The organism is Caldicellulosiruptoraceae bacterium PP1, assembly GCA_041320695.1.
GTDB lineage: Bacteria > Bacillota > Thermoanaerobacteria > Caldicellulosiruptorales > Caldicellulosiruptoraceae > JBGGOQ01.
Window position 1 is genome coordinate 54,453 of the sequence record JBGGOQ010000008.1, and the last position, 20,945, is coordinate 75,397.

Consider the following 20,945-nt stretch of genomic DNA (forward strand, 5'->3'; position numbering starts at 1 on the left):
CATCTTTATTTTATTAACAAATTAAATAGATATCCTGTAAATAATATACCAATAGTAACAATTGCTATAAAAATAGCAAGCAACTTGGGCTTTAATACCCTTCTAAGTAATATCATCTCAGGTATACTTAAAGCAGTTGTAGCCATCATAAAAGATAATGCTGTACCTATAGCTACTCCAGCTCGTGTTAATTCTTTTACAAGCGGGATAATCCCTGCTGCATTTGAATATAAAGGTACACCTAATAAAACTGCCACAAAAACGGCAAAAGGATTATTTGGTCCGGCATATTTAGCTAAAATTCCACTTGGTATCCAACCATGCATAAATCCACCTATACTAATACCAATTAAAACATATATCCAAATCTTTTTTATAAGATCTAAGGTGAAATTCAAACTATCATTTATCCTTTGTTTTATTGTTATTTTACTCTCTTCTAAATCATTTTCGCCAACTTTAATTTTAAAAACGTATTCTTCAACATATCTTTCTAAATTCATTTTCCCTATTAAAATTCCGGATAAGATTGCAATAACCTCACCAGATAATATATATATCAATGCAATCTTAAGACCAAACATGCCATAAAGCATTCCGAGTGCCACTTCATTAACCATTGGTGCAGCTACTAAGTATGAAAAAGTAACACCAAGAGGTATACCGGCTTCAACAAATCCTATAAATAATGGTACAGCAGAACATGAGCAAAAAGGTGTTACAATACCTAACATTGCAGCTAATATATTCCCAATAAAAGTTCTGCCTTTTTTTTGTGATAAAATTTTCCTTGTTTTTTCAGGTGGAAAAAAGCTTCGTATGTATGTTATAACAAAAATAATAATAAATAATAAAATAAATATCTTGATTGTATCAAAAATAAAAAACTCTAATGCACTTCCCCATTTTGTACCTTTATCTATATTAAATAAAGAATAAACAATATAATTTGCTAATTTTTCTAACCAAATAAACAACAAAATCATCCCTTCACTTTAAATTTTTAAAATAATCTGTTGCTATATTTTCAGTAACATCTAACAATTCTGCAATAGCTTCACAAGCAATAGTATAATGAATATTTGTTCCTACTTTTGTTGATTTTACTATACCTGCCTCTTTTAGAATCTTTAAATGCTGTGAAAGATTTGACTGCGAAAATTCAATGTTATTATTAAGTTCACAAACACATTTTGTTTCATTTAATAAAGATTTAATTATTTTTAATCTAATTGGGTGTCCAAGTGCTTTAAATATTTTTACTACTTGTTCGTCTAATATCATAAATATCACCACTTAATTATATTATTATTTAATTATTTAATTATATTATAATATTATTACTCAATCTTGTAAACTTTTTTTGTTTGACATAAATTTCATCATAAGCCATAATAATTATGAGGTGATTATATTGCCAAAACCTACATTTTATAATCTTCCTGATTTTAAAAAGAATATTATTACTGATACCTTAATTAAATATTTTTCCTTATTACCTTATATAAAAGTAGACATTGCAGATATAGCTAAAGAATGTAAAATAGCAAAAGGAAGTATGTATCAATATTTTAAAAATAAAAAAGATATGTATTTTTATGCAGTTGATCAAGCATTTCAGCATTCATTATCTATTATTGAAAGGTTCAAAAATACAAATATAAGTTTTTTTGATATGATTGAATTATCACTTAGTTATCTATGGGATTTTATTAAAGAATACCCTTATTCGTATACTTTACTTGAAAGAGCATTTTATCATATTGATTCTCCTTTTCTTGATGAAATATTTAATTTATACCTTAATGAGTCAAGAATAATTTTGAGTAATATAATAAAACAAAATCAAGAAAATGGATATATAAGAAATGATATCTCAAGTAATTCCATTTTACTTTTTATTGAAGGAGTATCAATTAGGTTTAAGCAAAATTTCATCGAGATATTTACGAAAAATGGTAAAAAAATAAATGAAATTTCTCATGAAGAAGTTGAAAAATGGCAAAAAGAAATAATATTATTACTAAAAGAAGGATTAAAAGCTTAAATTTATGCAAATAAAAGGAGGATACTATGATTTTTTTATGGGAAGATAATATTCCAGGTTATAATTCATCTTTAAGTTTATTTAAGCCATATATAAAATCATACATAGTTGATACTAATAAAGAACACGCTGCTTTTATAATTTTTCCTGGTGGTGGTTACACTCATTTAGCCGATCAACATGAAGGGAATGATATAGCATTATGGTTAAATTCATTAGGAATTTCTGCTTTTGTAGTTTATTACAGAATTTATCCTTATAAGCATCCATATCCTTTATTAGATGCTAAAAGAGCAATTAGATTAGTAAGATTTAATTCAAAAAAGTGGAATATTAACCCAAATAAAATTGGTGTGATAGGGTTTTCTGCTGGCGGTCATTTAGCATCAACTTTAGGAACTCATTTTGATGAAGGAAACAAAAAATCAATTGATCCTGTTGAAAAAATACATTGCCGACCAGATGCTATGGTACTTTGTTATCCTGTTATAACAATGAATGAATCAACACATAGTGGATCAAAAAATGCATTATTAGGAAGTGAACCTGATCCAATTCTCGCTTATACATTATCTAATGAAAACATGGTAACAGATAAAACTCCAACAACTTTTTTATGGCATACATTAGATGATAACGTCGTTGCAGTTGAGAATTGTTTTTTGTTTGCCGAGGCATTGAAAAAAAATAATGTAACTTTTGAAATGCATATTTTCCCACATGGTAATCATGGTTTGGGTCTTGCAAAAGGGGTTCCACAGGTAGAAAACTGGCCTTCTTTATGTGCAAATTGGTTAAAAGCAATTAATTTTATTGAATAAAAATTTCAATTTTATCTTAGCATATTTTTTATAATTCTTGTATAATAATTATAATCATCTTATTAGGAGGTAATTATATGGAAAGCTATATTCAAGAAATGTTTGCTGAAAGAATTGGTGGAAACAAATTTGGAAAAGATACTGTTTTATATAAGTTTGAAAAAATAAAAAGAGCAAAAGCTAAAGCAAAACAGCTTCATCCAGAGCTTTCTCTTATTGATATGGGCGTAGGTGAACCAGATGAAAAAGCAGATATGGGTATTATTGGTACATTAGCATATGAAGCTGGAAAAAGCGAAAATAGAGGATATGCTGATAATGGAATATATGAATTTAAAGAGGCAGCTTCCAAGTACCTTGAAGTAGTTTTTAATGTTTCTGGAATAAATCCTGATACAGAAGTTAATCATGCAATTGGTTCTAAGCCTGCTTTAGCATTACTTCCATATGCTTTTATTAATCCTGGAGATGTAACAATTATGACTGTTCCAGGTTATCCAATAATGGGAACAATAACAAAGTGGCTTGGTGGAGAGGTTTACAATGTTCCACTTTTAAAAGAAAATAACTTTCTTCCTGATTTAAATAGTATTCCTTCAGATATCAAAAAAAGAGCTAAACTTCTTTATCTCAATTATCCGAATAATCCTTGTGGAGCAGTAGCAAATAGAGAATTTTTTGAAGATGTTGTTAAATTTGCAAAAGAGAATAACATTATAGTTGTGCATGATGCTGCATACGCAGCATTAACGTTTGATGGATACAAACCTCTTTCTTTTCTTTCAGTAGAAGGAGCAAAAGATGTTGGTGTCGAAATACATTCACTTTCTAAAGCTTACAACATGACTGGTTGGAGGCTTGCATTTGTAGCTGGTAACGAATTAGTTGTTAAGGCTTTTGCTGCTGTAAAAGATAACAATGATTCTGGACAATTTAAAGCCATACAAAAGGCCGGAATATATGCATTGTCTCACCCAGAAATAACAGAAAAGATTAATGAAAAATATTCGAGAAGACACGATTTATTAGTTAAAACATTAAATGATCTAGGCTTTAAAGCAACAAAACCAAAGGGTTCATTCTATTTATACGTTGAAGCTCCAAAAGCAATTAAAGGAGTTAGAGAATTTGCATGTGCAGAAGATTTTTCCGAATTTTTAATTACAGAAAAGTTAATTTCAACTGTCCCTTGGGATGATGCAGGACATTTTATTAGATTTTCAGTCACTTTTGAAGCTCCAACAATAGAAGATGAACTTAAAGTTATGGATGAGCTAAAAAGAAGGTTGTCTGATTATGAGTTTGTATTTTAAATAATGAGGTGTTTTTAATGATTATATCCACTACTCCTTCCATTGAGGGAAAGAAAATTATTAATTATTTAGGAATTGTAAGTGCTGAGGTTGTTTTAGGTGTCAATTTTGTTAAAGATTTTTTAGCTGGTCTAAATGACTTATTTGGAGGACGTTCTGGAACATATGAAAATGAACTAATTGAAGCTAAGCAAAAAGTTATAGATGAACTTGTTCAAAGGGCAACTATTATGGGAGCTAATGCAGTAGTTGGAATTGATTTAGATTTTGAAGTTTTAGGTGCAAATGGAAGCATGTTAATGGTTGTTGCCACTGGTACTGCAGTTATTATTGAATAATTATCTAAGAAGGGATTTACTAATGAAAGATAAATTATTAGTTGTCGATATTGGCAATACAAACATTGTCTTTGGTGTCTATCAAAACGAAAAACTTCTTGCTAGTTTTAGAATGAAAACTGATAAAGAAAAGGCAGCTGATGAATTTGGTATATTAATGACTCAAATGTTAAGTCATAATAGAATTGAAAATACAGAAATTATGGATGTAATTATTTCATCTGTAGTGCCACCTATTATGTATTCCTTTGAAAGAGCAATGAATAAATATTTTAATGTTAATCCTTTAATAGTTGGTCCAGGTATAAAAACTGGTCTAAATATTAAGACTGAGAATCCTAAAGAAGTAGGTTCAGATAGAATAGTTAATGCAGTAGCTGTAAATGAACTATATGGTGGACCTGCTATAATTATTGACTTTGGTACTGCAACAACTTTCTGTGCGTTAAACTCAAAATCTGAATATTTAGGTGGTGCGATTGCTCCTGGAATAAGAATTTCAGCTGATGCGTTATTCTCAAGAACTTCAAAGTTATATAGAATAGAGCTCCAAAAGCCATCAAACGTAATAGGAAAAAATACAAAGAGTGCTATGCAATCAGGTATAATATTAGGATATGTAGGTCTTGTTGATTATCTTGTTAAAAAAATGATTAATGAAATGAATGAAAAAAATGTCAAAGTTATTGCTACCGGTGGGTTATCGAGATTAATTTCAGAAGAATCAGAAACAATAAATATTGTAAATCCTGTTTTAACCTTAGAAGGTTTAAGAATATTGTATAATAAAAATAAATAAGGCTGGCCAAATTGGTTCAGCCTTATTTATAATATATTCTTTTCATACCACATAATGAAATCTCTATGAAAATCTTTTTCTGCTATTACTTCATTTAATTTTGAAGTGTATATTTTTTCAGACCAACTCTTTTTGCCATTAAAATATCTATTACATGTTTTCCAATACCTATATGGAAACATAAGAATTATAAATATTATATATAATTCATCTTTGGATAGAGTTGAAATATTATTATACCATTTTAATATTGATTCACCTGTTTTAATGTCCCAATGAATTCTTTTTAATACCTTTTGCATAAAACTAGCAATATCTATTATTCTAAGATCATATGTTAAATAATCAAAATCAATTATATATACCTCTTTATTATTTGTATATAAAATATTATGATATGAATAGTCCCTATGTATAAAACCTTTTTCTTCTTTCGCTTTTTCTGCCATTTGATTATAGTTTGATTTTTTTATCAACTCAACCGAATAAATTGCTAAATTATAATAATATTCATAAGATGCCAAATATTCAAAATCAAAAAGACTTTTTCTTTTATCAGCCATTTTTTTCATTCTCATAAATTCATTACATCTTTTCTCTAACCTTAATGGTAATTTACCATAATCTTCTCTTATTTTAGAACCTTCAGGCACATTAATAAAACCTTTTGATGCATCATGCAGTTGTGCTAATTTTTCGGTAGCAGCTTTTAGCTCAATAGGATTTTCTAATTCACATTCTCTAGCGTCTATCCAGTCTGTTAAAACATACACACTCTCGTCAAATTCAACATATGGCTTTCCATCTTCACAAATGTTAAATCTATCTATATTGGAAAAACCTTTGGAATAAAGGTGTTCTTTCCCACCATGAATAAATAATAATGTGTTTATAGAATAATCAACCTTTTTAAAACATTTTAAACCTTTATCAGTTTTAAGCAGCAATATATCTCTGACGGGTGTAATATCGAAAACTTCAAGGTTATATAAATCAATAACTTCTTGCTTTATTGAAAGCATAAAAAACACCTCCCCACTAAAACTATATGAAATGAATTTAAAGTTAATGCAGAGAGGCTAAAATAATATCTTTAATTTCATTATTTTGAACAATTTTATCAATTTTATTTTGAAACATTTTTATTGTCCATTTTTCCTCTAGTTTCATTACTTTTTTAACCATAGAGTAAAATTCAATTGGCATTAAAATTAAAGCTAATATAATTTTCCTTCTATAATAATTTTCTGATTTATTGTGAAATTCATATATTATCTCATCTATATTAATATTTTTATCCTTTTCCAAAATACTTTTTAAAAAATCAGCAATATCTTTTTCTCGTATATTCATTTCAATATCAAACAAGTTTTTCAAATAAAGTTTATTGTTATATTCAAGTATATTCTTTGTACATAAATTACCATGAATAAATCTGCTTTCGTTCATAGCATATTCAATTAATCTTAAATAGTTACTGTCTTCAAATATTTCAATTACCTTCTTAGCATATTGAATTTGTTTATCAATATTTTCATTAATATAGCTCCTAATTTCCTTATCCTTAATAATTTCAGGATTATTTTTAACTTTTGATAAAACCGAATAAATGTTTCGTGATTTTATTCTATCAACTCCATAGCCAATTCTTTGCTTTGATCCACTTGTATATTTAAGATTTGTTGAAGTGGAATGGAATAGATTAATAAAATCAACGCATTTTTGCAAATTATCTTCATTTAATTCAATGGGATTCCCTTCAATATTGGAATGTAAAATATAAAAATTATTCTCAAATCTAATATATGGACAGCCATCTTTTGTTGGTATTATTCTTTCAAAATAACTAAACTTATTGTCCCTTAAATGCTGTTGAGCTGAATAGATAAATACAATATCACTTGGAGAAAGTGATGTTTTCATAAGCTTATAACTTCCTTTATCTGTTAACAATAAAAATCCTTTTTTATCTTGTTTTAGAGATCTAAAATACATATTGTAATGAATTGAAACTATATTTTTAATAGACAAATATATCACCCCAAAATCTTTTTATTACTTCCTCCTTTCTCTTTTGAATTTCAATTGCTGATTTCAATCTTTTTATAAAGTATTCTTCATCCCATGGCTGTTTTTCATCATAATATTGAAGCCCAACCTGCCAAATTTCTTGTGGAAATAGCATCAATATAATAATCATCTCAATCCACAGTTTCTTCTTAATATTAAAATGATCCAAAACTTTCAGAAATAATTTTAAGTAAGATAAGTTCCACTCGTTTGTTCTAAGTATTCTAACTAGTAAATTCACATAATCGTGTATTTCATAATCATATAAGGTATAATCAAAATCAATTAAATATAATTGCGTTTTTGATTTTAAAAAATTATGATGTGCAGTATCATGATGAATTATCACACGATTATTATGTTTAATAAATAACTCATATATATTTTTTGTTAGTATAATGCACTTTTCAAATCTATTATAGAATTCATTTACTGATTTTTTAAATAACTTGTCAAAGAAAGTATTTTTACCTTTTTGTTGTATAATATTCAAAAACCATATTATTTGTGATAACTTTTTTCTAAAAACAGTTTCATACTGTGGATAATATTCACCTTTTAAAATATTTGTATTTTCTGTAGTTCTATGAAGTTTATTCAAAATTAAAATTGCATTTACTATGTCATTTTCATGGCTATAATCAAAAGTTATAGAATCAACCCAATATGATAATAAAAAAATATCTTTGTTAGCAATAAAATAATAGCCATCTGTTTTTGTTTTTAAAAACTTGATCAGATGGCATGAAAAATCTGTTGTTTCTAAATAATTAAATAATTTTATTATTTTATCCACTTTTTCTTTTTCAACTCTACTCTTTTTTATAAAGTATTTTCTGTCATCATTAGTTTCAATACAATAGGCATTAGTCTTAATCATTTCGATTTTTTTTATTGTTATCCCATAATTATCTTCAATTAATTTAATATTCATAACAATCAACTATTTAATTACTCTTTTTATTATATTAATGGTTATTTAAAAATGTTATTTGAATGATATAGTATACTTATATGCAAATTTGTAAGGATGGTACGAAAGCTTTGCCTTTCTAATTCCTTCTTTGCCCAAGTCTTCTTCTCTATTCACATATTTATAATCAGACCAATAATATTTCAAAAAAGCTTGATTGATAAATGTATATAATCCTTCAATTTCAGGATCTGCTTTTTCTATATGAATAACAACAGTATCACTATTTAATGGTTCACCAAAAGTAAATGCTTTAACTTGATTGTCTATAAATACAGAGATACCTTTATATCCTAATATTTCATAATGCTTTAAAGCATTCTCAATTGCTTTTTTTTCATAAGTGAGTCCAATATCTTTTTCTCCATTTCTATTTTTGTACCATTCACACTCAAATTCATAACATTTATCAATAAGTGTATGATCAATTTCTCTTATTTGGTATCTTCCCTCGTATGTCTTTAAAAATTTATTAATATGATTTTTTTTAGCATGATACTTTTTCCCTTTTAATTGAATCAAGTCTTCAACAATATATACATAATCTGAAAGGTCCCTTTCAGCAGTATGTAAAAATTTAATAGAACTTGTATTTAACAGCTCAACTGTTTTCTCAGATGCCCTTTTAATAATAAATTCTAATCCATTCTCTTCAAAGAATTTTTTAGTATCATATATGACTTCCTCAAAACTGTTAATTTCTAAACCTACTGGACCATGCAAAAAAGGATGTGTATTTTCTGGTTTTGCCATTATTAATAGATAGTTTTTATGTTCTGTCCAATAAAGGTTATAATAATCTTTCCACATATAAAGATTAGTAAAAGTTAAATCAGCAATTTCTGGTTGAAAAATTTTGAAATATTCATCAAAAATATTCTTATGTTCTATATCAAGTTTTATAAAGTTCACAAATTATACCTCCATTCAAAAAGTTTTGAAAAATTACATGAAAAACTTTATAATAAAATTAAAAATAAATCAATATTATTAGGGGTATCTTATGGGAGAAATTTTAATATTATTTTTATTTTATGTAATTAAAGTTTTTCTTTTAGTAAGTATCATCTTACATATTTTTAACATTAATGTTAATTACAAAAGATTAGTAACTATAAGTATTATTCAAGGGTTATGGGATTCTATTGTCTTTGGTGGATCTATAAATCTAATAGTAGGAATAATACTTATGTCAATAACTCTTATCTTATTATTTATTCTATTTATGAAAATATCTCCAGTCATAGGTATTATTATTGGTTTAATTGCTCAAAGCGTATGTTTAATGTTGAAATTTGGTGGTCTTACAATTATCAGCATTATCGATAATGTAACAAATATCTTTTTAAGTAAATTTATTGTTGATTTCCTTCCTCTTTTATTCGAAAATTTAATTATGGGTATTATGCTTTATTTGATTATTTCTAAAAAATATGTTTTATATAACATCTATAACCTAACAAATTCACAATTAGAACAGGAGCCTGAAAAAATAAATGAAAGATAGCAACAAAAGACAGATAATATTGTCAATTTTCTTTTTACTGCTTCTTATATCATCATTTGTTATTTATGGAGTTTACTTTGTATATAATGAACTTCATTTAGGCAAAAGAATAATGCAGTGGCAAAGAATTTTAATTATCTACATACAAGTAGTTCTATGCATGTTAAATATATATACTATGAGAACCTTATTTTTATCTTTGAATATTTTAAAGTCTTCTGAAATATACAAAAATAGTGTTCATTCACTCGATAAATTGTTAAATACACTTAGAGCTCAAAAACACGAATTTAATAATCATTTACAAATTATTTGGGGATTAATAAACATAAATAAAACAAAAGAAGCTATAAAATACATTGAAACTGTAAATAGTAATTTATCTAGTGTATCTAAATTTTATGGTTTAGGTTGCATTGAACTTTCTGCTTTATTATACGCAAAATACTCCATTGCTGAAAAATTAAATATTAAATTTCAAATAAAGTACAATGTTGATTTAAGTATTTACAAATTTGATTCAATTGATTTAATAAACATTTGCGGAAATCTTATAGATAATGCATTCTCATTTGCTAAAAAATCAATAATGAAAATAGTAAATCTTTCTATAATTGACTTAGAAAATTATATTATTATTTCAGTTGAAAACTCTGGTTCATACATTGAGGAAACTGAAAGAGAAAAGATCTTTGAGTTTGGCTACTCAACTAAAAACTCAACTGGAATTGGTCTTTTTATAGTAAAATCCATTATAGAAAAATATAATGGCTTTGTATTAATTGATTCATATTATGATTATTTTGAACCTTATCAAAAAGAAGCCTTTACCTCTTTTGAAGTTTACCTACAAAAAAAATCTGACCTATAATGGTCAGTTTTTTTATTCTTTTTTTAAATGGCGGAGAAGGAGGGATTCGAACCCTCGCGCCGGTTTTATCCGACCTATGCCCTTAGCAGGGGCACCTCTTCGACCTACTTGAGTACTTCTCCATATCAGCAAGCAAAAAATATTATACTCTAAATATTTTTAGAAGTCAAGAAGTTAAAAATGCGTTTTTTACTAAAAAACCTTTATGTGCTATAATAATATAAATTTTAATTCATATGGGGGATTTTTATGCCAAGAATAGAAAGTGATTTCTTAGGCGAAATTTCTTTGAATGATAATGAACTATATGGTATTCATACAAAAAGAGCTTTTGATAATTTTAATATAAGTGGTGAAAAGATAGATTTTTATTTGGTCAAAGCATTAGCAACTGTTAAAAAAGCAAGTGTATTAGCAAATTTTAATCTTGGACTAATAGATCATGAAAAAAAAGATGCTATTGTTTATGCCTGTGATCAAATAATTGAAGGGAAATTTATTGATCAGTTTATTATTGATAAAATACAAGGTGGAGCTGGAACTTCAACTAATATGAATCTTAACGAAGTTATTGCAAATATTGCATTAAGAAAGCTTGGAAAGCAAATTGGTGATTATAGTTATATTCATCCTATTAATCATATAAATATGTCTCAGTCAACTAATGATGTTTATCCTACAGCTGTAAGGATAGCTGTTATTTGGCTTTTACGAGAATTATCATTCGAGTGTTCAGAGCTTCAAAAAAGTTTGCAAACAAAAGAACATGAATTTAGTGATATAATAAAAGCTGGCAGAACACAATTGCAAGATGCTCTTCCGGTAACATTAGGACAAGAATTTGGTTCATATGCACAAGCAATATCAAGAGATAGATGGAGATTATATAAGGTAGAAGAAAGATTAAGAGTGATAAATTTGGGTGGAACAGCAGTAGGTACAGCTACTAACGCAAATATGAAGTATATTTTTAAGGTTACTGAAATTTTAAGAACTTTAACTAACATTGGACTAGCAAGATCTGATTATTTGATGGACGCAACACAGAATACTGACGTTTTTGTTGAATGTTCAGGTCTTTTAAAAGCATTAGCAGTTAATCTTTCAAAAATTGCAAATGATCTACGGCTTTTATCATCTGGCCCAAATTGTGGTTTTAATGAGATTTCTTTGCCTCCAGTTCAAGCTGGATCAACAATAATGCCTGGTAAAGTAAATCCAGTTATACCTGAAGCAATAAATATGGTATCATTTCAAGTTATGGCAAACGATTTTGCAATTACGTTAGCTTCACAAGCTGGGCAACTTGAGCTAAATGCATTTTTGCCATTAATTGCTAATAATATTATCCATAGTATAAGAATATTAACAAATGCAATAAAAATCTTTAGAACAAAATGTATTGATGGTATTCAAGCAAATGTAGATATATGTAAAAAATATGCAAATAAAACATCTGCAATAGCTTCAGTTTTAATTGAACGGGTAGGATATGATAAAGCAAGCGAAATTGTAAAAAGGTCAATTAATGAAGGTAAGGAAGTCATAGATATTGTTCTTGAAATGAAAATATTAGAAAAAGAAGAAGCTGAAAAGCTATTAAATCCATTTAATTTTATTGTTATAAAAGATAACTAAGAAAGGATGTTTATAATGAATAATACTCCAAGGTCAGAAAGAGTTCATATAGCTATTTTTGGAAGAAGGAATGCAGGTAAATCAAGCTTAATTAATGCAATAACAAATCAAGACTTATCAATAGTTTCATCAACACCAGGAACAACAACAGATCCAGTATACAAATCAATGGAAATTCTACCTTTAGGACCAGTAGTATTAATAGATACTGCAGGAATAGATGATGAAGGTGAATTGGGTAAGCTTAGAGTTGAGAAAACTATTGAAGTTATAAATAGAGCTGATATTGCATTAATTGTTATAGGAGATAATTTAAATGAATATAATTACGAAAAGCAACTTATAGAATATCTAAACAAAAAAAATATACCAATAATTGGTGTTCTGAATAAAATTGATATACTATCTAATTATATAAATTTATTAGCAAGTTTGACTAAAGAGTTAGGAATTAAAATACACCCTGTTAGTTGTTATACAAAAAAAGGTATTGAAGAACTAAAAAATCTTATCGCAAAAACAATACCAGATGTAAATGAGGATCTTAGGATTGTAGGAGATCTCATAAATCCGGGAGATTTTGTTGTATTAGTAGTTCCTATTGATAAAGCTGCACCAAAAGGCAGACTAATATTACCTCAACAACAAACAATTAGAGATATACTAGATAGCGATTCAATAGCAATTGTTACAAAAGAATATGAGTTGAGAGAAACAATAGGTTCTCTTGGTAAAAAGCCATCAATTGTTATAACAGATTCACAAGCATTTTTGAAGGTAGATGCTGATACACCACCAGATATAAGGCTAACATCATTTTCGATATTGTTTGCAAGGTATAAAGGTGATTTGCTATCATTTGTTGAAGGTGTAAAAAAGTTAAAAGATCTTAAAGATGGAGATACTGTTTTGATTTCTGAAGCTTGCACCCACCATAGACAATGTGATGACATTGGAACTGTCAAAATACCTCGCTGGGTAAAGCAAATAGCCGGTTATAATATTAATTTTGAATGGAGTTCGGGAATATCATACCCAAAGGATTTATCAAAATATTCTCTAATAGTTCATTGTGGTGGTTGTATGATAACAAGAAGAGAAATGCTTTATAGGATAAATTTAGCTAAAGAATCAAATATACCAATTACTAATTTCGGAATGCTTATTGCCTATTTGCATGGTATTTTACCAAGAGCTCTAAAACCTTTTGGAATAGACTTTGAATACTAAAAAAGGGTGCCTATAAAAGCACCCTTTTCAACTACTTTACAAGCATTACCCAAAATCCAATTTGTTTAAAACCTATCTTTTTATATATTCTACCTGCATTAGGGTTATCATAAAATAAGCATAAAGTTTTGCCTTCTTTCAAAAGATCTGAACATAATTTTGCAATACAAGCTGTTGCATATCCTTTTTCCCTATATCCTTCCATTGTTGCAACACTAAGAACCATAGCTAAACCATCATTTTCTGCTCCTGTTCTTGCTGTTGAAACAATAATGCCATCTTCTTCAATATAGAAAATTCTGCTACTGCCACTTTCAATATCTGCTTTTAGCTGTTCAAAAGAGGCTGGATTCAAAAATTCATCTATTGATTGATACATCAAAGCAATCTCTTCTAAAATATTATATTCAATATTTTCTTTAGACATCACTTTTACTAAGCTAACATTATCATTTTTAATTGGTATATAATCATTTTTATCTAATTTACAGAATATGTTAAGATTTTCATTTAAAAACTTGAATCTACATTTAATATTTTCAATTATACTTTTTTCTCCTGAAAATACTTTAAATTTTTCCTTTGATATTATCTCACAGAAAGCATCACAATTATAATTTTCTCTTGAATAAAAAATAAAATTGTTATGATGCTTTAATAGAACCGCAATAATATTATCTTCTTGGTCGAATTCGGCCCATACCTTTTGAAATGGTTTGTCAAAACCAAAATTAAGTATATCTCCAATAATAAATAAATTAAGTTCTTTTTCTTTAGAAAGGAATTTTAGAATGTTTTCTTTATCGGAATTGTCCAATAACCTTATCATAAAATCACCTTTTTGCTTTTTATTAATTATACCCTTTCATTTTCTTTAATTCAAGATTAAACTTACTAAGTTGTTGATAAAATGGAAAATTGCTGATCAAAGTAAAAAGAAATTCAATATGAATATAACCTTATTTTAATTTTCACTTAATAATTTCTAAAATTTCGTCTAAATTTTCTATAACAATTCCATTAAAATTTTCAACTATATATTTATTTGCTTTATTTTCATCCCCTGTTTCATGGTAAGCAACAATTATTTTTTTGAACTGTTGAAATGCAAATCTGACTGTATGCATTGTACCATCACTTAAATTTGTTTGAATTACAATAACAAAGTCAGACAAAGCACTTTGCAATCTATCTCTCGCAATAAAGTTGCCTTTATTGATTTGACTAAATATAGGATATTCTGATAATAGTCCACCTTCTTTTTCAATAATCTCATTAGCTAAATTAATGTTAGAATCAGGATATATCTTATCAAGCCCGCAAGGTAATACTGCTATTGTTTTACCATTTGCATGTAAACAACCTTTATGTGCTTCTGTGTCACAACCAAGAGCAAGACCACTTACTATTACCTTATCTTTTTTTGCTAGGATATTTGATAATTCAAAAGAAAACCTTTTTGATTTTTCATTTGGTACTCTTGTACCAACTATTGCGACTTTTTTATATTTATCTTTCAATAATTCAATATTGCCTTTATAAAAAATAATTAATGGAGCGTTGTATATATTTTTGAAGCATTTTGGATAAAAATGATTGTTGAAATCTAATATTTCTATTTTATTATTTTTACAATATTCAATTATTTTTTTTGTTTTTTCATAAGCCTCATATATTTCTAATTTATTCAATTTATTGTTTATTTTTGTTATCTTGATAACTTCTATTAATTGAACAATATCATCTATTTTAATCTTTTTTAATTCACAATATTCTATAAATGATTTTATAGTTTTTTCCCCAACTCCTTTTATGTTTATAAGTGTCAACAGTATATCTATATTCATGATTATCACCTTAATAATTTATTGTTATATATTACTATTCATGATAGAATAATAACATTAAAAATATAAAATGTGAAGGTGATTAAAATGAACAGCTTACCAACAAGGGATCAAATTGATAACAAATATAAATGGCGTTTAGAAGATATATATGAAAATGATATTTTATGGGAAAATGATATAATAAAAGTAAAAGCATTATTAAAAAGCATAGAAAATTTTAAAGGAAAAATTGATAATCCGAAAAATTTATTAGATATATTAACACTACAAGATGAAATAAATCTAATAGCTGAAAAAGTCTTTACTTATGCCAGGATGAGAAGGGATGAAGATAATTCAAACTCTTATTATCAATCATTGTGCGACAAAGCTATGATCTTGCTTTCTGAGGTAAAGCAAAGCTTATCTTTTATAGTTCCTGAAATACTGTCAATTTCAACAGATAAATTATTATCTTTTTTTGAAATTGAAAAAAAGTTGGAATTTTATAGAATATATATTGAAGATCTATTAAGAAGAAAAAAACATACACTTTCACAAGAAGAAGAATATATTCTGGCACTTTCAAGTGAACTATCTAATTCTCCTAATCAAATATTTTCAATGTTCAATGATGCAGATATAAAATTCCCAAATATTATTGATGAAAATGGTAATGAAATTGAACTTACAAAAGGAAGATATGTCCAATTTTTAAAAAATAAAGATAGAAGAGTGCGTAAAGATGCGTTTTATAAACTTTATGAAACATATGCAGCTTATAAGAACACAATATCTGCCACTTATTCAGCAAGTGTAAAAAGAGATATTTTTTATGCAAAAGCAAGAAAATATAATTCATCTTTAGAAGCTTCGCTTGATAATGATAATATTCCTATTAGTGTCTATGATAATTTAATTGCTGTTGTTAATAATCATTTAGATCTTCATAAAAGATACTTAAATTTAAGAAGAGAAATTCTTAATTTAGATCAATTAAATATGTACGATGTATATGTACCTCTTGTTGATGATGTTAATGTTAAAATTAAATATGAGGATGCTTCAAATATTGTCATAGAATCAATAAAACCATTTGGCACCGAATATATGGAAGTAGTAAAACAAGCTTTTAATAGTTCATGGATTGATGTTTATGAAAACAGAGGAAAAACAAGTGGTGCATATTCTTGGGGATGTTATGGAGTTCATCCATATATTTTATTGAACTATCAAGATTCATTAGATGATGTATTTACTTTAGCACACGAAATGGGACATTCTATGCATACTTATTATTCTTATAAAAATCAGCCTTATATATATTCTGATTACAGTATTTTTGTTGCTGAAGTAGCCTCAACTTTAAATGAAATATTATTAACTAATTATTTATTAAATAATTTTGATGATGAAAAGCAAAAATTATATATAATTAACCATTATCTTGATGAATTTAGAGCAACAGTATTTAGGCAAACAATGTTTGCAGAATTTGAGAAAATTACGCATGAAAGCTTGGAGCAAGGTATTCCACTTACAACTGAAACATTATGTAATATTTATTTTGATTTAGTAAAAAAATATTTCGGTGATGTTACAAACGTAAATGAACAAATAGCTTTTGAATGGATGAGAATTCCTCACTTTTATAGAGCATTTTATGTTTTTAAATATGCAACAAGTTTTTCTGCTGCAACTTCATTATCAGTAGAAATACTAAATGGTAATTCTGATGCAATAAAGAAATATTTAAATTTCTTGTCTTCTGGAAGTTTAAAATATCCAATTGAATTATTAAAAGATGCTGGTGTTGATATGAATACTCCTAAACCTATTGAAAGTGCTATGAAAGTTTTTGAAGAAATGTTAAATAAATTTGAAAAGCTTTTGAAATTTAGATAAATGAGATATATTATTTAAATATACTGAAATAATTTTTATTTATATAGTGACAAATTAATATAAGTAAAAGTTTGTAGTTATAAATTGGGCTATCCAGGTATATTTTTGGATAGCCCTCACATTTGTTAATAATTTTTATTATTCATCTAATAATATCTTCTTTTTTCTTTTATATTCTTCTTCATCAATTTCTCCAGCAGCAAATCTTTTGTTTAAAATCTGTAATGCTTCATTGTTTGTCATTTTCTTATTTATTGTATAAACATTGCTTAATTTATTAACTACATACACTACTAAAGCTATTATTCCACCTAAAAATAATAGGCCATATATTATTGGGATTAAATGAAACCCATAGTAAAAATTAAAACCTCTCATCATTTTTAAACACCTCATTTAATTAAATTTCAATTTAATTATAAAATACAATTATTAAAAAAATATTATCTATATTTGAACTTTTTATAAACAAAAAACCTTCTTCAACTTTGTGAAGAAGGTTTTAATTATTTTTGCAACCATTCAATTATCTCACTTATAAGGTTTATTAATTGTTCATTGTAAAGTCCTTCTATTCGATGGGCAGGAGTAAGACAACATACTTTACCTTTACCAAAATTATGATACCAACCAGCTATTGAGTCACCATCTTCTGATTTTGATAATAAAAATACATTTGTATTTTCGGTATCACAATAAACAAAATAATGCTCATCAATAAATTCAAACTCATTCTTTGTAAAAATTGTATTTTTTGAATTATCAAAATAATAATAAACATTTTTATTTTCACTAGGATGATATTTAAAATAACCTCTAAGCATTGAACAATATGGTCCATTTTCATTATAAGAAGCTAATGCTGAATGCCATACAAATATTTTCCCACCATTTTTTACATAATCGACTAATTTATTTTCAATCTCCTCTGTCATCCAATAATTAATTATTTCATCCTGTGGATTTATTCTATTTTCAGTTCCAATTACTAATATATCAGTATCTTTATTTAAGTATTTCTCCCAATCATTAGTTTTTATATCAATTATTTCAGCACTTATATACTTTTGAATTAAAGCTTTTTTAAGTGACTCAAGCATCATATCATGATTATGATAAAAATCACCTAATAAAGTAACTATTTTCATATATATCCTCCTTTTTTATTTATATTGTCATTTCTTCGCCTTTATAATTAATAAAACCAGTTGTATTATGATAAATATGTGTTTCCCCTGTAACAATTTTATATATTCCAATAGCAGATTCTTCTGGCTCTATTTGGGCGGTTGTTTTACCCATATCAGTATTCATTCTTCCAGGATGCATTGCATATACTTTCACCTGATTTTGAACAGTTGATCTTAATATAAATACTGCTTTATTTGCTGCAGCCTTTGAAATAGAATATGCTGGAAAATTGCTACCAGAATTTGTTACACTTCCAGCCTCTGATGTTACAAAAATCATTATTCCTGTTCCATCTTTTTTGATATATTTGTAAAAATGTTTCATTACGATTACAGTTCCTATTGTGTTAATTTCTATACTTTTTCTCAAAACATCAATATCACCATTTAAAATAGTATCAGTTCTATCAGTAGGCAATAAAATACCAGCAACATTTATAACAACATCTATTGGTCCAAAATTTATATAACTTTTTTCAGCTGCCTTTTTTACCATATCCTCATTTGAAACATCCATAGGAACTAAAATAATATTATCTTTATATTTACAATTATCAATATATTCAGTTACCTGTGAAAAGTTATACTTTTCATAAATACCTGCTACAACTTTATGTCCATTTTCAGCAAATACTTTTAATAAACATAAACCTAATCCTTTATTTGTACCTGTTATTACAACATTCATCAATCTCACCCACTTAATAATAAACTAAAGTTATAATATAAGGCTGACCTTTTTATTGGTATCTAACCGTAATTAAGTCAGCCTTAATAAATATTATTTAATCATTTTCTAACAATTCAATAATTACCTTTAATTGTTCAGTACTATCAAGATAAGCATATCTTCCGCCAGTATACTCGCCTTTCTGAATTAACGGCATACCTTTTTGGTTAAATATTTCTACTTTTTCTTTCATGCCTTTTATGAAAAATGCAATATGATGTACTCCTTCACCGTGTGTATCTAAAAACTCTCTCCAAGTTGATGGGTTATCATCTGGTTCAATTAATTCAATTTCAATATTTTTGAAGTTTCTGAAAAATGCTAATTTAGCACGTGCTTCAGTAGGTTGCCCTTTATAATGTGCTTGAGTTTTTTCAAACTCATCAGTAATGATTATTTCTGGAAAATCAACATTGAGAAATTCAGCATATTTTTGTGCAGTCTTATTGATATCTTTTACAATAATACCAATTTGTACAATTACATCAGTGTCTAAAAAATTAGTAATCATTTATTTCCCTCCATTACTCTTATTTTATAATAATGTGATTTACATAAGCGTAAATAAATACGCTAAAAAATATAGTAAATCAACATTAATTGGCATTTCATTGTTCAATCAAATACTATATTTTTCTACATGATTCTCTTTCTATCAACTTTGAGCCATATTGAACATATAGGAATTGACCGTTGCTTTCATTATTAATAACTTTAATCACATTTTCTGTTAATGTTTTAATCATTAATGAAAAATCAACTCTAAATGTTGTTAAGGAAGGTTTAACTAATGAGCTTAACATATGATCGTCTATACCAATTATTGAAATATCGTAAGGGATTTTTAGTCCTTTTTCAAATATTGCTTTCATAGCACCAAATGCTATATTATCGTTAGCACAACAAACAGCAGTAGGAAAATCTGATGAACTTTCAAGTATTTTTTTCATTTCATTGTATCCTGCGTTAGTTGAAAAATCTGTAAAACCTTGCCACTCATCTCTAATCATAATATTATGTTTTTTTAAACCACGTAAAAAACCTTCATACTTTTGCTTTCCGTTATATCTATTTAAGTCTCCATGTATTAATGCAATTTTTCTATGATTAAGACGTACAATATAATCAATAGCCTTTTCAGCGGTCTCATCGTCAAAATTAACAATAATTCTATTTGGTTCATTATGTCCTTCTGCATAATGATCTAAGAGCCCTATTTTATATCCTTCTGATATCAAATCTTCAATAATTGGTTCATAGTTTTTACATCCAATAAAAATTCCCCCATCAATTCTTCCCTGATAAAAAACCTCTTTGACTAAATTTATGTTTTTTTCATCTGAAAGATTTGATAAAACAACAGTTAAAACAAGAAAACCATATCTTGCAGCATTTTCAATAACACTTACTATGAAAAAATTTGATAAATAGTCCTCGGTTATTTTACCATTTGATACCCAAAAAAGCCCAATTGTATTTGTATTTTTGCCTGCAAGTATTTGTGCCGAAATATTTGGGTAATAATTATATTTTTTAATTACATCCATAACCTTTTTTCTTGTTTCCTCTGGTACATTTGGATAGTTGTTGATTACTCTACTAACTGTGCTACGTGACACTCCAGCTAGTTTTGCAATTTGCCAGCTATTTATTTCTTTCTTTATGTTAATCAGCTCTATAAAAA

The 20,945-nt window shown here is 27.0% G+C and carries 23 protein-coding genes and 1 tRNA gene; 10 read left to right on the forward strand and 14 right to left on the reverse strand.

Features of this window, described 5'->3' with window-relative positions; genetic code table 11:
* Nucleotides 1-5 precede the first annotated feature (5 nt).
* Nucleotides 6-977 carry a permease gene (locus ACAG39_09940; protein MEZ0537551.1) on the reverse strand — a complete coding sequence of 324 codons (972 nt, stop codon included), beginning with the start codon at nt 975-977 and terminating at the stop codon, nt 6-8.
* Nucleotides 978-990: 13 nt separating this feature from the next.
* Complete coding sequence (locus ACAG39_09945; protein ID MEZ0537552.1) at nt 991-1,284, reverse strand: ArsR/SmtB family transcription factor; 294 nt, start codon at nt 1,282-1,284, stop codon at nt 991-993.
* Nucleotides 1,285-1,414: 130 nt separating this feature from the next.
* Here ACAG39_09945 and ACAG39_09950 point away from each other — a divergent pair, with 130 nt between their 5' ends.
* The 5 genes from ACAG39_09950 (at nt 1,415) to ACAG39_09970 (ending at nt 5,318) form a co-directional block, all read left to right on the forward strand.
* Nucleotides 1,415-2,047: a TetR/AcrR family transcriptional regulator gene (locus ACAG39_09950; GenBank protein ID MEZ0537553.1), complete on the forward strand. Its 633-nt coding sequence runs from the start codon at nt 1,415-1,417 to the stop codon at nt 2,045-2,047.
* Between the two features lie 26 nt (nt 2,048-2,073).
* Complete coding sequence (locus ACAG39_09955) at nt 2,074-2,868, forward strand: alpha/beta hydrolase (GenBank protein MEZ0537554.1); 795 nt, start codon at nt 2,074-2,076, stop codon at nt 2,866-2,868.
* A gap of 77 nt (nt 2,869-2,945) precedes the next feature.
* Nucleotides 2,946-4,181 (forward strand): LL-diaminopimelate aminotransferase, encoded by a 1,236-nt coding sequence (locus tag ACAG39_09960; protein ID MEZ0537555.1) that lies wholly within the window; start codon nt 2,946-2,948, stop codon nt 4,179-4,181.
* Between the two features lie 17 nt (nt 4,182-4,198).
* Entirely contained in the window at nt 4,199-4,519 is a 321-nt protein-coding gene (locus tag ACAG39_09965; protein MEZ0537556.1) for a heavy metal-binding domain-containing protein, read from the forward strand.
* A gap of 22 nt (nt 4,520-4,541) precedes the next feature.
* The gene (locus ACAG39_09970; protein ID MEZ0537557.1) at nt 4,542-5,318 is read left to right on the forward strand and encodes a type III pantothenate kinase; all 777 of its coding nucleotides are present in this window, start codon (nt 4,542-4,544) and stop codon (nt 5,316-5,318) included.
* Nucleotides 5,319-5,344: 26 nt separating this feature from the next.
* Here ACAG39_09970 and ACAG39_09975 read toward each other — a convergent pair whose 3' ends face one another.
* The 4 genes from ACAG39_09975 to ACAG39_09990 are packed head-to-tail and all read right to left on the reverse strand — an operon-like array spanning nt 5,345 to nt 9,273.
* On the reverse strand, nt 5,345-6,340 hold the full coding sequence (locus tag ACAG39_09975) for a CotS family spore coat protein (GenBank protein MEZ0537558.1): 996 nt from the start codon (nt 6,338-6,340) through the stop codon (nt 5,345-5,347).
* A 43-nt stretch (nt 6,341-6,383) separates the two neighbouring features.
* Complete coding sequence (locus tag ACAG39_09980; protein ID MEZ0537559.1) at nt 6,384-7,349, reverse strand: hypothetical protein; 966 nt, start codon at nt 7,347-7,349, stop codon at nt 6,384-6,386.
* Nucleotides 7,339-8,322, reverse strand: a complete 984-nt coding sequence (locus ACAG39_09985; GenBank protein MEZ0537560.1) for a spore coat protein CotS — start codon at nt 8,320-8,322, stop codon at nt 7,339-7,341. The genes ACAG39_09980 and ACAG39_09985 overlap by 11 nt, the downstream gene beginning before the upstream one ends.
* A 54-nt stretch (nt 8,323-8,376) precedes the next feature.
* Nucleotides 8,377-9,273: a DUF2156 domain-containing protein gene (locus ACAG39_09990; protein ID MEZ0537561.1), complete on the reverse strand. Its 897-nt coding sequence runs from the start codon at nt 9,271-9,273 to the stop codon at nt 8,377-8,379.
* Between the two features lie 91 nt (nt 9,274-9,364).
* On the opposite strand from ACAG39_09990, the gene ACAG39_09995 reads away from it, so the two are divergent.
* Complete coding sequence (locus tag ACAG39_09995; GenBank protein MEZ0537562.1) at nt 9,365-9,868, forward strand: hypothetical protein; 504 nt, start codon at nt 9,365-9,367, stop codon at nt 9,866-9,868.
* Complete coding sequence (locus ACAG39_10000; GenBank protein MEZ0537563.1) at nt 9,858-10,739, forward strand: sensor histidine kinase; 882 nt, start codon at nt 9,858-9,860, stop codon at nt 10,737-10,739. Before ACAG39_09995 ends, ACAG39_10000 begins: the two co-directional genes overlap by 11 nt.
* Nucleotides 10,740-10,767: 28 nt before the next feature.
* On the opposite strand, the gene ACAG39_10005 is transcribed toward ACAG39_10000, so the two are convergent.
* A tRNA-Ser gene (locus ACAG39_10005) sits at nt 10,768-10,861 on the reverse strand.
* A 127-nt stretch (nt 10,862-10,988) separates the two neighbouring features.
* On the opposite strand from ACAG39_10005, the gene ACAG39_10010 reads away from it, so the two are divergent.
* Both ACAG39_10010 and hydF read left to right on the forward strand, forming a co-directional pair.
* Nucleotides 10,989-12,377, forward strand: a complete 1,389-nt coding sequence (locus ACAG39_10010) for an aspartate ammonia-lyase (GenBank protein MEZ0537564.1) — start codon at nt 10,989-10,991, stop codon at nt 12,375-12,377.
* Between the two features lie 15 nt (nt 12,378-12,392).
* Nucleotides 12,393-13,607, forward strand: coding sequence for a [FeFe] hydrogenase H-cluster maturation GTPase HydF (hydF, locus tag ACAG39_10015; GenBank protein ID MEZ0537565.1), 1,215 nt, complete (start codon nt 12,393-12,395; stop codon nt 13,605-13,607).
* A 31-nt stretch (nt 13,608-13,638) separates the two neighbouring features.
* Here the strand turns inward: hydF and ACAG39_10020 are convergent, their stop codons facing one another.
* Both ACAG39_10020 and ACAG39_10025 read right to left on the reverse strand, forming a co-directional pair.
* Nucleotides 13,639-14,436, reverse strand: coding sequence for a GNAT family N-acetyltransferase (locus ACAG39_10020; protein MEZ0537566.1), 798 nt, complete (start codon nt 14,434-14,436; stop codon nt 13,639-13,641).
* Between the two features lie 142 nt (nt 14,437-14,578).
* A complete protein-coding gene (locus ACAG39_10025) occupies nt 14,579-15,454 on the reverse strand; it encodes a DNA-processing protein DprA (GenBank protein ID MEZ0537567.1) in 876 nt (291 codons plus the stop codon).
* 87 nt (nt 15,455-15,541) lie between these two features.
* Here ACAG39_10025 and pepF point away from each other — a divergent pair, with 87 nt between their 5' ends.
* Complete coding sequence (gene pepF, locus ACAG39_10030; protein ID MEZ0537568.1) at nt 15,542-17,341, forward strand: oligoendopeptidase F; 1,800 nt, start codon at nt 15,542-15,544, stop codon at nt 17,339-17,341.
* A gap of 138 nt (nt 17,342-17,479) precedes the next feature.
* Here pepF and ACAG39_10035 read toward each other — a convergent pair whose 3' ends face one another.
* From ACAG39_10035 to ACAG39_10055, 5 genes are all read right to left on the reverse strand, one after another.
* Nucleotides 17,480-17,722, reverse strand: coding sequence for an SHOCT domain-containing protein (locus ACAG39_10035; protein ID MEZ0537569.1), 243 nt, complete (start codon nt 17,720-17,722; stop codon nt 17,480-17,482).
* Between the two features lie 125 nt (nt 17,723-17,847).
* The gene (locus tag ACAG39_10040; GenBank protein ID MEZ0537570.1) at nt 17,848-18,489 is read right to left on the reverse strand and encodes a ThuA domain-containing protein; all 642 of its coding nucleotides are present in this window, start codon (nt 18,487-18,489) and stop codon (nt 17,848-17,850) included.
* Nucleotides 18,490-18,508: 19 nt separating this feature from the next.
* Nucleotides 18,509-19,219 (reverse strand): SDR family NAD(P)-dependent oxidoreductase, encoded by a 711-nt coding sequence (locus tag ACAG39_10045; protein MEZ0537571.1) that lies wholly within the window; start codon nt 19,217-19,219, stop codon nt 18,509-18,511.
* Nucleotides 19,220-19,316: 97 nt separating this feature from the next.
* A complete protein-coding gene (locus tag ACAG39_10050) occupies nt 19,317-19,772 on the reverse strand; it encodes a VOC family protein (GenBank protein MEZ0537572.1) in 456 nt (151 codons plus the stop codon).
* Nucleotides 19,773-19,887: 115 nt separating this feature from the next.
* Nucleotides 19,888-20,945: LacI family DNA-binding transcriptional regulator (locus ACAG39_10055; GenBank protein ID MEZ0537573.1), on the reverse strand; the 1,058-nt coding region annotated here is incomplete at its 5' end.